The sequence below is a fragment of the Streptosporangium sp. NPDC000239 genome (assembly GCF_040300765.1).
Classification (GTDB): Bacteria; Actinomycetota; Actinomycetes; order Streptosporangiales; family Streptosporangiaceae; genus Streptosporangium.
The window spans coordinates 44,710-57,612 of record NZ_JBEPEI010000027.1 but is presented as its reverse complement, the minus strand read 5'-3'; the positions used below and the strand labels follow the sequence as shown (position 1 = coordinate 57,612).

Annotated in this window: 8 protein-coding genes; 6 read left to right on the top strand and 2 right to left on the bottom strand. The window is 70.0% G+C overall.

Features of this window, described 5'->3' with window-relative positions:
• Positions 1 to 3: 3 nt before the first annotated feature.
• Positions 4 to 1,236 (top strand): cytochrome P450, encoded by a 1,233-nt coding sequence (locus tag ABT340_RS38750; RefSeq protein ID WP_502992597.1) that lies wholly within the window; start codon positions 4 to 6, stop codon positions 1,234 to 1,236.
• A 15-nt stretch (positions 1,237 to 1,251) separates the two neighbouring features.
• Here the strand turns inward: ABT340_RS38750 and ABT340_RS38745 are convergent, their stop codons facing one another.
• Entirely contained in the window at positions 1,252 to 3,543 is a 2,292-nt protein-coding gene (locus ABT340_RS38745; RefSeq protein ID WP_352015913.1) for a hypothetical protein, read from the bottom strand.
• 539 nt (positions 3,544 to 4,082) lie between these two features.
• Here ABT340_RS38745 and leuS point away from each other — a divergent pair.
• The gene (leuS, locus tag ABT340_RS38740; protein WP_352015912.1) at positions 4,083 to 6,569 is read left to right on the top strand and encodes a leucine--tRNA ligase; all 2,487 of its coding nucleotides are present in this window, start codon (positions 4,083 to 4,085) and stop codon (positions 6,567 to 6,569) included.
• 76 nt (positions 6,570 to 6,645) lie between these two features.
• Here the strand turns inward: leuS and lexA are convergent, their stop codons facing one another.
• Positions 6,646 to 7,356: a transcriptional repressor LexA gene (gene lexA, locus ABT340_RS38735; protein ID WP_352015911.1), complete on the bottom strand. Its 711-nt coding sequence runs from the start codon at positions 7,354 to 7,356 to the stop codon at positions 6,646 to 6,648.
• Positions 7,357 to 7,555: 199 nt separating this feature from the next.
• Here lexA and ABT340_RS38730 point away from each other — a divergent pair, with 199 nt between their 5' ends.
• The 4 genes from ABT340_RS38730 (at position 7,556) to ABT340_RS38715 (ending at position 12,827) form a co-directional block, all read left to right on the top strand.
• Positions 7,556 to 7,906 (top strand): hypothetical protein, encoded by a 351-nt coding sequence (locus ABT340_RS38730; protein WP_352015910.1) that lies wholly within the window; start codon positions 7,556 to 7,558, stop codon positions 7,904 to 7,906.
• Positions 7,907 to 8,388: 482 nt separating this feature from the next.
• Positions 8,389 to 8,850 (top strand): transcriptional regulator NrdR, encoded by a 462-nt coding sequence (gene nrdR, locus ABT340_RS38725; RefSeq protein WP_352015909.1) that lies wholly within the window; start codon positions 8,389 to 8,391, stop codon positions 8,848 to 8,850.
• A gap of 84 nt (positions 8,851 to 8,934) precedes the next feature.
• Positions 8,935 to 11,775, top strand: a complete 2,841-nt coding sequence (locus ABT340_RS38720) for a vitamin B12-dependent ribonucleotide reductase (RefSeq protein WP_352015908.1) — start codon at positions 8,935 to 8,937, stop codon at positions 11,773 to 11,775.
• A gap of 134 nt (positions 11,776 to 11,909) precedes the next feature.
• A complete protein-coding gene (locus ABT340_RS38715) occupies positions 11,910 to 12,827 on the top strand; it encodes a helix-turn-helix domain-containing protein (protein WP_352015907.1) in 918 nt (305 codons plus the stop codon).
• Positions 12,828 to 12,903: the final 76 nt, after the last annotated feature.

Genomic DNA, 12,903 nt, shown 5'->3' with positions numbered 1-12,903 from the left:
GGGGTGACCGTCTCACTGTCGGACATCGACCTCTCGAAAATCTCCTTCTGGGAGCGTCCGATGGCCGAGCGGGAGGAGGCCTTCGCGTTGCTGCGCGCCCAGCCCGCCCCGATGAGGTTCACCGAACCCGACATCAGCTTCGCCCTGCCGGGGACGGGCTACTACGCGCTGGTGAGGCACGCCGACATCGTCGAGGCCAGCCGCAACCCCGAGATCTTCTCCTCGGCGCGCGGGGCGACGGCCATCCACGACCTGAGCCCCGAGTTCGGCGAGTACTTCGGATCGATGATCAACATGGACGATCCCCGGCACGCCAGGCTCCGCCGGATCGTCTCACGGGCCTTCACCCCCAGGATGATCGGTGGCTTCGAGGCCGACGTGCGCGCCGAGGCCACCAGGATCGTGGACGACCTGATCGCCAAGGGGCCGGGCTGTGACTTCGTCACCGAGGTCGCGACGAGGCTGCCCCTGAAGATCATCTGCGACATGATGGGCATCGGCGCCGAGCACTACCAGACGGTGTTCGACGCCTCGAACGTCATCCTGTCCGGCGGCGACCCCGAGTTCATCGAGGACGTCAGCCGTGCCGCCGAGCTGCTCCTCAGCGCGGGACAGTGCCTGCAGGACCTCGTCGTCTCCCTGGCGGCCGAGGGCGGTGGCCCGCTGATCACCTCGCTGACCAGCGCCGACATCGACGGCGAGAAGCTCACCGTGCGTGAACTCGGCTCGTTCTTCATCCTGCTGGTCGTGGCGGGCAACGAGACCACCCGCAACGCCATCTCCCACGGCCTGAAGCTGTTCACCGACAACCCCGAGCAGCGCGCGCTGCTCCTCGACGACCTCGAAGGACGCCTGCCCGGCGCGGTCGAGGAGATCCTCCGGCTGGCCTCACCGGTGGCCTGGATGCGCCGCACCCTCACCCGCGACCACGAGATGAACGGCCACCTCTACCGCGAGGGAGACAAGGTGCTGCTCTACTACTGGGCGGCCAACCGTGACGAGGCCGTCTTCACCGACCCGCTGCGCTTCGACATCCGGCGCGCGGGCGGCCCCCACGTGGCCTTCGGCGGCCCGGGCCCGCACTTCTGCCTGGGCGCGCACCTGGCCCGCAGGGAGATCTCCGTGATGTTCCGTGAGCTGTTCACCCGGCTTCCGCACATTCGCTCCGTCGGCGAACCGGTCCGGCTGCGCTCCAGCTTCATCAACGGCATCAAGCACCTTGAGTGCGACTTCTGAGACCGGACGCGGGTCCTAAGAGGAGAGCGCCTTGATCGAGGTGAAGACGGTGTTGATGTCCGGCAGCAGCTCCTTCTTGCTGTCGGGCACCGACATGTAGACGATCGAGGGAAGGTCGGCGCCGGTGCTCACGGCCGCCACGACCATGGTGGTCTTGGTGTCGCCCGTGGTGATCTCGTAGGCGGACAGCTGTCCGGGCAGGCCGTTGACGGTCAGGGACTGCTGGGCGGTCTTGCGGGCGGTGTTGTCCTCGGGGAAGAACTTCTTGCGCGCCGAGGCGGCGACCGCGTTGGTCACGGGGGAGAGATTCTCCGGTGAGGTGTACTTGTCCTTCAGCCGGGACGGGAGCACCCCCGACATCAGCTGGGCGAACTGTGTCCTACCGGCGGAGTCGGTGCCCGCGGCGACGTACTGGCGGGTGGTGAAACCGTAGACCGTGGGCACGGTCCTGCGCTGGTCCTCCCGCCACTCTCCGCCCAGCCGTGTCACGCTGATCGCCGCCGCCTGGTCGGCCAGGGTGCCCGAGACCGGGGACGCCTTGCCGGGGAAACGCGGAAGACGGCCGAGCGTCTGGGACTTCGGCGGCTTCTTGGACGTGGCGGAGGGCTTGGCGCTGGGAGCGGGGTCCGCCTCGTTCGTCGCGGCGAGCGGACCGGCCATGAACGCCCACAGCAGCGCGCCGACCAGCGCGATCACCACCGACCCGACCAGCGCGAAGACCCAGACCGGCCTGCCCTGCTCGTCGAAGTCGTCCTCGTTCCCCATGGCCTGGTAGTTGTCGCCGAAGACCGTGTCCCACAGCTCCTGCTGACGTTCGGGCGGAGGGGTCTTCGGGCCGCTGATCTGGCCCGCGGTGACGAAACGCCTGTTGGGGTCGGACGGGTCCTGGCTCAGGTGGTGACCGGGCTGCCCGGGCTGCCCGGGGTGGCCGAACTCGTGCTGCCCCGGCTGCCCCGGGTAAGCCGGTTGTCCCGGTTGCCCGAAGGGCTGAGCCTGCGGCGGGAGCGGAAGGTCGGCCGGATGCCGTGTCGCGGACGCGTCGTAGGCGGGCGCCGTCAGCGGGTCGTTCAGCGGGTCGTTCAGGGGGTTGTTCGGCGGGCCGCTCAACGGGTCGACCGGCGGGGCGTTGCGGGGGGCGTTGAGCGGGTCGTTCAGCGGATCGGCGCGCGGGGTGGGCTCGGGCGCGGTCGTCGCGGCGAGGGCCCAGACGGCGGGGTTGTTCGGCACCCCGAAGCTGCCCCGGGCGGCGTCCTCGCCGAAGGGCGCGCCGTCACGGCTCGGCTCCTCCTGAGGAGGGGTCGACCACGTGTGCGACAGCGGGTCCCGCACGGTTCCCTCGGCCGCGGAGGGCGGCCACACGGGGTTGTCCCCGGGCACGGCCGACGGCCACGCGGTTGCCCCGGGCGCCGGGTCTCCCGCGGGCGCGGTGGGTCCCGCGGCCGGACCGGAGGCCGGAGCGGCGGGTGGCCACCCGGTGTTCTCGGCGGAGGCGGACGGCCAGGCGGAGCCGTTCGCCTGGGCCGTCGGCGGCCACACGGCGTTGTCCTGCGGCGCGGCGGACGGCCAGGAGGCGTTTGCGGTGGCGGGCGGCTGCGCGGCGTCGTCCTGTGGGGTGGTGGCGGACGGCCATCCGGTGTTCTCGGCGGTGGCGGGCGGCCACACCGGGTTGTCGGCGGGTGTCGCCTCCGCCGGGGGCTGCGGGTCCCACCGGGGCTCGGCACTCACGGGAGCGGCCTCGGGAAGCTGGCCTCCGTATCCGCCGGCCAGGTCGGGGTCCGGCCTGAGGGCGTCCTTCGGCTGCGGGGTGAACGCGTCGCTCCAACTGGTCGTGGCGCTGGAGGCGGGGCGGTCCCGCGGATCGGCGGGCGCCGTACGGGCTGCCTGGTCCCACCCGGTCCCCGCCGGGGAGTTCCAGCCGGACGCCGGACCGGTGACGGGAGGCTGGGTGGGGACGCCCTGCCGGGGGGTCTCCATGTCGTCGGGCGCGCCCCCCGAAGGGGAGGCCAGCGCCTGGTCCCAGCCGCCGCCGAGAGTCGCGGAGCCGTTGGAGGACCCGCTGGGAGCCCCGTTGGGGGTCTGGGACGGCGTCGGCTGGCTCCAGCCGTATTCGGGCGTGCTCGCCCCCGCCTGCTCCCAACCGGCGCCCGGCTGTCCCTGGCCGTCGGCGGGTGAGGCCGGCTCCTCATGGGGGAGGGGAAGTCGTGGCGACGAGGCGCCGAAGGAGTCGTTCGCCCAGCCGGACGTCGTCTCCGCCGCCTCCGGCCACGCCGGAGGCAGGTGGGGCTGGCTGGGCTGCTCCGGGGCCATGGCTTCCTTACCTTCCGCACGGGTGCCCGAATTATGGGTATTCGGCATGGTCTCACGGGAGGCAGGGATGTTCGCAGGGAAACCGGAGAACGCCCCCCTGAACTGGAGTCCTGTGGGGTCGGTCGGTGGATCCTGCATCGGCAGGCCGGCCTCCAAGGGATCCGGGCCCTGCCCCGGCTCGACTGAGTGTGCCACGGTGAGAAGAGTAAACTGACGGGACATGCGAGGTCACAACGGATGTGTCCCCATCAGGTCTCGGCCCGCTCCAGGCACGTGATTGCTCTTATTGTGCTGGATCGCCGGACGGGCGTCCTCCGTTTACCGTGATCCAATTCGTTTCCCCAGGCCACGAATACGGCTTGCGGACTGCGATAGTCTTGTCGTATGCGTGCCGCGACCCTGCTGCTTACCGGGCCGCATCGGCCTTCTCGGCGTTAGACGCCCGCCGGTGCGGCTGCCCTTCGCATGAGCGGAGGGTTTTTCTATTGGGCCGGACGGGTCAGATCATCGCAGCAGACGTATACCGAGGGAAGATTGACGTGAGCGAGCGAGCCGACGTGAACAGCGACGAGCAGCACTACGATCCGCAGGCACTGCAGGTCAAGTGGCAGCGGCGGTGGGAGGAACTGGACCCGTTCCACGCCTCCGACGACCCCGCGGACCCGCGCGAGCGTCGCTACATGCTCGACATGTTCTCCTACCCCTCGGGCGACCTGCACATGGGTCACGCCGAGGCCTTCGCCATCGGTGACATCGTGTCGCGCTACTGGTTCCAGCGCGGCTACAACGTGCTGCACCCGATCGGCTGGGACTCCTTCGGCCTGCCCGCGGAGAACGCCGCCATCAAGCGTGACGCGCACCCGGCCGAGTGGACCTACGCCAACATCGAGACCCAGGCGGCCTCCTACAAGCGTTACGCGGTCTCCTTCGACTGGTCCCGTCGTCTGCACACCAGTGACGTCACCTACTACCGGTGGACGCAGTGGCTGTTCCTGCGCTTCTTCGAACGCGGCCTGGCCTACCGCAAGGGCGGCCTGGTCAACTGGTGCCCCAACGACCAGACCGTGCTGGCCAACGAGCAGGTCGTCGGAGGCAGGTGCGAGCGCTGTGGCGCCGAGGTCGTCCGCAGGGAGCTGACCCAGTGGTACTTCAAGATCACTGACTACGCCGACCGGCTGCTGGACGACATGGCCCAGCTGGAGGGCGGCTGGCCCGAGCGCGTGCTGACCATGCAGCGCAACTGGATCGGCAGGTCCGAGGGCGCGGACGTCAACTTCGTGATCGAGGGCCGCGACGAGCCGGTCACGGTCTACACCACCCGCCCCGACACGCTGTACGGCGCGACCTTCTTCGTCGTCGCCCCGGACGCCCCGCTGGCCGAGGAGATCGTCTCCGACGAGCAGCGGAAGGCCTTCGAGACCTACCGGGCCGAGGTCGCCAAGCTGTCCGACATCGACCGGCTGTCCACCGAGAAGGAGAAGACCGGCGTCTTCCTGGGCCGCTACGCGATCAACCCGGTCAACGGCGAGCGCATGCCGGTCTGGGCGGCCGACTACGTGCTGTCCGACTACGGCCACGGCGCCATCATGGCGGTTCCCGCCCACGACCAGCGCGACCTCGACTTCGCCCGCGCCTTCGACCTGCCGGTGCGGGTCGTCGTCCACACCGGCATGGCCGACCCGGGGGAGACCGGGATCGCCACCGCGGGTGAGGGCACCCTGGTCAACTCGGGGCCGCTGGACGGCCTGTCCAAGGCCGAGGCCATCCACAGGATCATCGAGGTGCTGGCCGGGCGCGGGACCGGCAGGGCGGCGGTCAACTTCCGCCTGCGTGACTGGCTGCTGTCCCGCCAGCGTTTCTGGGGCTGCCCGATCCCGATCATCCACTGCGCTGACTGCGGCGAGGTCCCGGTTCCCGACGACCAGCTGCCCGTCACCCTGCCCGACATGCGTGGTGAGGCGCTGGCGCCCAAGGGTGTCTCCCCGCTGGCCTCGGCCGAGGACTGGGTCAACGTCTCCTGCCCCAAGTGCGGCGGAGCCGCCAAGCGTGACACCGACACGATGGACACCTTCGTCGACTCCTCGTGGTACTACCTGCGTTACGTGGATCCGACCTACCTGGACGGTCCCTTCGACGTGGAGAAGGTCCGCAGGTGGGGGCCGATCGACCAGTACGTCGGCGGTGTCGAGCACGCGGTGCTGCACCTGCTGTACTCGCGTTTCTTCACCAAGGTCCTGCACGACATGGGCATGCTCGACTTCACCGAGCCCTTCCTGCGCCTGCTGAACCAGGGGCAGGTCATCAACCAGGGCAAGGCGATGTCGAAGTCGCTGGGCAACGGGGTCGACCTGGGCCAGCAGATCGACACCTACGGCGTCGACGCGGTCAGGCTGACCGTGCTGTTCGCCGGCCCGCCCGAGGACGACATCGACTGGGCCGACGTCTCCCCGGCCGCGTCGCAGAAGTTCCTGGCCAGGGCCTTCCGCGTCATGGCCGAGGCCGGTGCGGGATCCGCACCCGGCGTCGACTTCTCCACCGGTGATCTGGAGCTGCGCAAGGTCGTCCACCGGACCGTGGACGAGGTCACCAAGCTGCTCGACTCGTACCGCTTCAACGTCGCGATCGCCAGGATGATGGAGCTGACGACCGCCGCCAGGAGGGCCATCGACTCGGGCCCCGGCGCCGCCGACCCGGCGGTGCGCGAGGCCGCGGAGACCCTGGCGGTCATGCTGTCCCTGGTCGCGCCGTACGCGGCGGAGGAGGGCTGGGAGCGGCTGGGGCACCCCGCCTCCGTCGCGACCGCCGGGTGGCCGGTCGCGGAGGCGGCGCTGCTGGTGCAGGAGACCGTCACCTGCGTCGTACAGGTCGCGGGCAAGGTCCGTGACCGTCTGGAGGTCTCCCCGGAGATCTCCGATGCCGACCTGGAGGCACTGGCGCTGGCGTCGGAGAAGGTGCAGGCCTTCCTGTCCGGCGCGCCCCGCAAGGTCATCGTCCGGGCACCCAAGCTGGTCAACATCGTTCCCTGACCGTGAACGCAGAAAGGAGTGACCCTCGGTTTGAGGGTCACTCCTCGCGTTCCGGGAGAGATGCCGCCGGGGCGCCTCAGAGCTTGCGCAGCACCGCCACGACCTTGCCCAGGACGGTGGCCTCGTCACCGGGGATCGGGTCGTAGTTCGTGTTGTGCGGAACCAGCCAGACGTGGCCGTCCTTGCGCTTGAAGGTCTTGACCGTGGCCTCGCCGTCGATCATCGCGGCGACCACGTCGCCGTTGTCGGCGACGGGCTGCTGGCGGACGACCACCCAGTCGCCGTTGGCGATCGCGGCGTCGATCATGGAGTCGCCCGTGACCTGGAGCAGGAAGAGGGTGCCCTCGCCGACGAGCTGCTTGGGCAGGGCGAAGACGTCCTCCACGCTCTCTTCGGCGAGGATCGGGCCGCCGGCGGCGATCCGGCCGACGAGCGGCACGTAGGCCGCGGTCGGGCGGTTGACCGAGGTCTCCTCGGCGTTGGTGTCGGGGTCGACCCACAGCACCGGCTCGCCGGGCAGGCGCACCTCCAGGGCACGCGGGCGGTGCGGGTCACGGCGCAGGTAGCCCTTGCGCTGCAGGGCCGTCAGCTGGTGCGACACGCTGGAGGTGCTGGTCAGCTGCACCGCCTCGCCGATCTCGCGCATCGACGGCGGGTAGCCGCGCTGCTGCACCGAGTCGCGGATCACCTCAAGGATCTTGCGCTGCCTGGGGGTGAGGCCGAGGGAGTCACGCCTGCGCACCGCCAGGTCACTGACGGCCGCGCCGCTCTCGTCGCGCTCACTCATATGATCTCCTCGCTCCCGGTCTGTATTGGTTGCGTCGCACACAGCGACCGTACCTCCGCCGAAGATCATACTCAAACATTTGTTCGAATGGTCCTCGAAATCGGTGGCGGCGTGGTGTACAACATCGTACGGGAGTTCGATCGACATCGTGTTCGATTCGCCGATCTTTCTTCGACATGTGTTCGGCCAGGTCGAAGAGATGGGGGGCACCGTGAAGGCGGCCACGAGGACAACCAGGCCCACGTTGACGCTGGTCAGGGGCACCGGGGAGACGGCCGCCAGGGGCGCGGGCCGTGGGGCGGCGGGGGGAGGGCGGCCCGTCGCGCGTCCCCGTGGGACCGCCGCGGGGCGTGCAGGCCGTACGGTTCCGGCGGTTTCGCGGAGGCGGGCCGTCGCCGGGGGGAGGGCGGCGCACGCGACCGTCCGGCGGAGGCGCGCCCCGGTCAGGCTGACCCGCAGGGGGAGGGTCGTGGCGGTCCTGGCGCTCGTGCTCCTCGTTCTGGGGGCCTTCTGGGCGGGTGCCCTCCTGGACGCGGCCCTCGCCTCCTAGGAGGCTTTCCGGGGCGCCTCGACGGGCCTCTGCGGGCCCTGTGGCCAGTGGGGGTCCTGGGCGCTCCAAGGAGGGTGGGCGGGGGCGTTGGCGACGGAGCGTGACGACGCGCCCCGGGCTCACCCGATAATGGATCTCGGCGATCGGCCCGTTCGCACGCCCCGGGGAGGGGTGCCGCATGTCCGGACGGCGCCCGCGGGGCCGTACCGGAAGGGCGACACGCCCGGCTGACGCCCTTGAGCTGCGCTGATCGGCGACTTCGCTCGGCAGGCCCTTCCTAACTTGCGTTCATGGTCCGACACTCCTACGGTTGGACCACAACATCTAGTGGCTTCATCATTCCGCTCCACCATAGATTGTGTTTCTATTACCGCATCTCGACCATTCGAGGGCGTGCGTGAGCGTCTCCACACGGAGATCGCAGAGCCGGCGGAGCAACGCGAGGAAGATGAGCCGCTGGGCAAGTCAGGGAGGCGACACGCGTGCACTGTCCGTTCTGTCGTCATCCTGACACGCGGGTCATCGACAGCCGGTCGACCGAGGACGGCAGCGCCATCCGGCGCAGGCGCACCTGCCCGGAGTGCGGGCGCAGGTTCACCACGCAGGAGACGGTGTTGCTCATGGTGAGCAAACGCAGCGGGGTGACCGAGCCGTTCTTCCGGGACAAGGTGATCGCCGGTGTCCGGCGTGCGTGTCAGGGGCGCCCGGTGAGCGAGGACTCGCTGGCCCAGCTCGGCCAGCGGGTCGAGGAGAGCATCCGGGCGACCGGGGCCGCGGAGATCGCGGCCCACGAGGTCGGGCTGGCGATCCTGGGCCCGCTCCGCGAGCTCGACGAGGTGGCGTACCTGCGTTTCGCCTCCGTCTACCGGGGCTTCGAGACCCTGGCCGACTTCGAGGCCGAGATCGAACAGCTGCGCGCCGAGCGTTCCGTGCGGCGCGACTGAGTCAGTCCCCGGGCGCCGGGGGAGTACGCGGCGTGTTGAACTGGTCCGACTGGGGGCTCCATGGAGCCTCGGAAGGGGGAAGTCATGACGGAGACGGTCAACGGCGCGGTCGCGCGCGGGGGCAAGCGGCCACGCAAGGGACTGAAGATGAAGCGCATCTTCACCACGCCCGGGGTGCACCCGTACGACCAGGTGACCTGGGAACGCCGTGACGTCGTCATGACCAACTGGCGGGACGGCTCGGTCAACTTCGAGCAGCGGGGCGTCGAGTTCCCCGACTCCTGGTCGGTCAACGCCGCCAACATCGTGACCACCAAGTACTTCCGGGGCGCCGTCGGCACCCCGCAGCGCGAGTGGAGCCTGAAGCAGCTCGTCGACCGGGTGGTCGGCGTCTACACCAGGACCGCGGTCGAGGAGGGCTACTTCGCGACCGAGGAGGACGCCGAGATCTTCGACCACGAGCTCAAGCACGCCCTGGTCAACCAGGTCTTCAGCTTCAACTCGCCGGTCTGGTTCAACGTCGGCACCGCCTCCCCGCAGCAGGTCAGCGCCTGTTTCATCCTGGCCGTCGACGACCAGATGGAGTCCATCCTCGACTGGTACAAGGAAGAGGGTGTGATCTTCAAGGGCGGTTCGGGCTCGGGGGTGAACCTCTCCCGGATCCGCTCCTCCAAGGAACTGCTCTCCAGCGGCGGTACGGCCAGCGGCCCCGTCTCCTTCATGCGCGGCGCCGACGCCTCGGCGGGCACCATCAAGTCCGGCGGCGCCACCCGCCGCGCGGCCAAGATGGTCGTCCTGGACGTCGACCACCCCGACATCGAGGAGTTCATCGAGACCAAGGCGCGCGAGGAGGACAAGGTCCGCGCGCTGCGCGACGCCGGGTTCGACATGGACCTGGGCGGCAAGGACATCGTCTCCGTCCAGTACCAGAACGCCAACAACTCCGTGCGTGTCTCCGACGAGTTCATGCGGGCCGTCGAGAACGGCGGTGACTTCGGGTTGCGCGCACGCCTCACCGGCGAGGTGATCGAGAAGGTCGACGCCAAGTCCCTGTTCAGGAAGATGGCCCAGGCCGCCTGGGAGTGCGCCGACCCCGGCGTCCAGTACGACGACACGATCAACGACTGGCACACCAGCCCGGAGACCGGCCGCATCACGGCGAGCAACCCCTGCTCCGAGTACCTCCACCTGGACAACTCCTCCTGCAACCTGGCCAGCATCAACCTGCTGAAGTTCCTCAGGGACGACGACACCTTCGACGTCGCGGCCTTCGTGAAGCTCACCGAGCTGATCATCACCGCGATGGACGTCTCCATCACCTTCGCCGACTTCCCGACCGAGAAGATCGACCGGACCACCCGGGCCTACCGTCAGCTCGGCATCGGCTACGCCAACCTGGGCGCGCTGCTCATGGCCACCGGCCACGCCTACGACTCCGAGGGCGGCCGGGCCATCGCCGGGGCCATCACCTCGCTGATGACCGGCGCCTCCTACCGCCGCAGCGCCGAGCTGGCCGCGGTCGTCGGGCCGTACGAGGGCTACGCCCGCAACGCCGAGGCGCACAAGCGCGTCATGCGCAAGCACGCCGCGGCCAACGACGACCTGCGCACCCTGGGCGGGATGGACCGGGTCATCCACACCGAGGCCTCGCGCCAGTGGGCCGACTGCCTCAAGCTCGGCGAGAAGAACGGCTACCGCAACGCCCAGGCCTCGCTGCTCGCGCCGACCGGCACCATCGGCCTGATGATGGACTGCGACACCACCGGCATCGAGCCCGACCTCGCCCTGGTCAAGTTCAAGAAGCTCGTGGGCGGCGGCTCCATGCAGATCGTCAACCAGACGATCCCGCGGGCGCTGCGCCAGCTCGGCTACCAGGAGGAGCAGGTCGAGGCGATCGTCGAGTACATCGCCGCGCACGGCCACGTCGTGGACGCCCCCGGTCTTCGGCCCGAGCACTACGAGGTGTTCGACTGCGCCATGGGAGAGCGGGCCATCGCGCCGATGGGCCACGTGCGGATGATGGCGGCGGCCCAGCCGTTCCTGTCCGGTGCCATCTCCAAGACCGTCAACCTGCCCGAGTCCGCGACGGTCGAGGACATCGAGCAGGTCTACATGGAGGGCTGGAAGCTCGGCCTGAAGGCCCTGGCCGTCTACCGCGACAACTGCAAGGTCGGCCAGCCGCTGTCGGCGGCGGGCAAGAAGACCGAGGAGAAGGCCGAGCCGGCCGAGCCCGAGGTCCAGGTCGTCGAGGTCAGCCGTCCGACCAGGCGCCGGATGCCGAACCAGCGGCCCAGCACCACCACCCGCTTCACGGTGGGCGGCGCCAAGGGCTACATGACCGCCTCGTCCTACCCCGACGACGGTCTCGGCGAGGTCTTCCTGAAGATGTCCAAGCAGGGTTCCACCCTGGCGGGCGTCATGGACGCCTTCTCCGTGGCCATCTCCATCGGTCTGCAGTACGGCGTGCCGCTGGAGACCTACGTGGGCAAGTTCGTCAACATGCGCTTCGACCCGGCGGGCATGACCGACGACCCGGACATCCGGATGGCCGCCTCGGTGATGGACTACATCTTCCGCCGCCTGGCGCTCGACCACCTGCCCTACGACGAGCGGGCCGCCCTGGGGATCTTCTCGGCCTCCGAGCGCGCCGCCCAGCAGCGGGGCGAGGACCCGGCCCCGATCGCCGCGGACGAGGTCATCGCCGAGCTGGCCACCTCCGCGCCCATCGAGCGGCCCCAGCCCCGCTCCGAGACCCGCGCCCAGACCGTCGAGGTGGCCGCCCCCGAGCGCGCCGCGGGCTCCCTGGAGTCGCACCAGGGCCGCACCGCCGACGCGCCGCTGTGCATGACCTGCGGCACCAAGATGCGTCCCGCGGGCAGCTGCTACGTCTGCGAGGGCTGCGGCTCGACCAGCGGCTGCAGCTGACACGGCCTGAACCGGGGAGCCGGTGAGCCACATGGCTCACCGGCTCCCCATCGTCTCTCCCGATCGCAGGAAAAGGGAGCATCGCGGGAAAAGGGAGTTGAGTCTCCAGTGAGTGGAGACGGCACAGTGGTGCCGTGAGCGAAGGCACGGAGCTTTTCACGATCGGGCAGCTCGCCCGCCGTACGGGACTGCCGGTGCGGACGATCCGTTTCTGGTCGGACAGCGGTCTGGTGCCGCCGACCGGTCGGTCCGCGGGCGGCTACCGTCTCTACGACGCGCGGGCGGTCGCCCGGCTCGACCTCGTCAGGACCCTGCGCGAACTCGGGTTCGGTCTTGAGGCGGTCGAGGAGGTCCTGTGCCGGGCCACGACAGTCGCCCAGGTCGCCGAGACGCATGTCGCGGCGCTTGAGGCGGAGATCCGTACCCTGCGGCTGCGCCGCGCCGTGCTGAGCACGGTCGCCAAGCGCGGCAGCACGATCGAGGAGGCGTCACTGATGCACAGACTGGCCAGGCTGTCCGCGCGGGAGCGGCAGCAGATCATCGATGACTTCGTGGACCGCGTCCTCGCCGGGGTCGACCCCGGCGAGGGCCCGGCGCTGGGCATCGCGAACGGCATGCGGCAGGTGAACACCGAACTGCCGGACGAGCCGAGCCCGGAGCAGGTGGACGCCTGGATGGAGCTGGCGGAACTCGTCGAGGACGAGGACTTCCAGCGCCGGGTCAGGGAGATGGTGGTGGCGGGCCAGAACGCGGACAGCCCCGCAGACCCGCTGGACCACCAGGCCGTCATGGAGCACGCCGTCCCGGCCCAGGCGGCGGGGGTCGCGCCGGACTCGGCCGAGGGGCGGGCCGTACTCGACCTGATCGTCGCGCCGGAGACCCGGGCACAGGAGCGGGTACGGCTGGCCGAGCAGGTGGAGCTGTTCAGCGACCTGCGGGTCGAGCGGTACTGGCAGCTGGTGGGGGCCATCAACGGGCGCCCGCCGTTCCCTCCGGCCGTGGCGGCCTTCCTCTGGCTGGCCGCCGCGCTCAGGGCGTCCGCCGAGGCGTGAGTCGTCCGATTCCTGCAAGACCGTGGATGTGACCTCCGGTTAGGTTGGGCCGTGCGCGGCCCCGGGACGCGCGCAC

Excerpts from the sequence above, each read along its gene's own strand:
- ABT340_RS38745 (WP_352015913.1), bottom strand. The coding sequence starts at position 3,543 with ATGGCCCCGGAGCAGCCCAGCCAGCCCCACCTGCCTCCGGCGTGGCCG.
- lexA (WP_352015911.1), bottom strand. The coding sequence starts at position 7,356 with ATGAGTGAGCGCGACGAGAGCGGCGCGGCCGTCAGTGACCTGGCGGTG.
- ABT340_RS38730 (WP_352015910.1), top strand. The coding sequence starts at position 7,556 with ATGGGGGGCACCGTGAAGGCGGCCACGAGGACAACCAGGCCCACGTTG.
- ABT340_RS38720 (WP_352015908.1), top strand. The coding sequence starts at position 8,935 with ATGACGGAGACGGTCAACGGCGCGGTCGCGCGCGGGGGCAAGCGGCCA.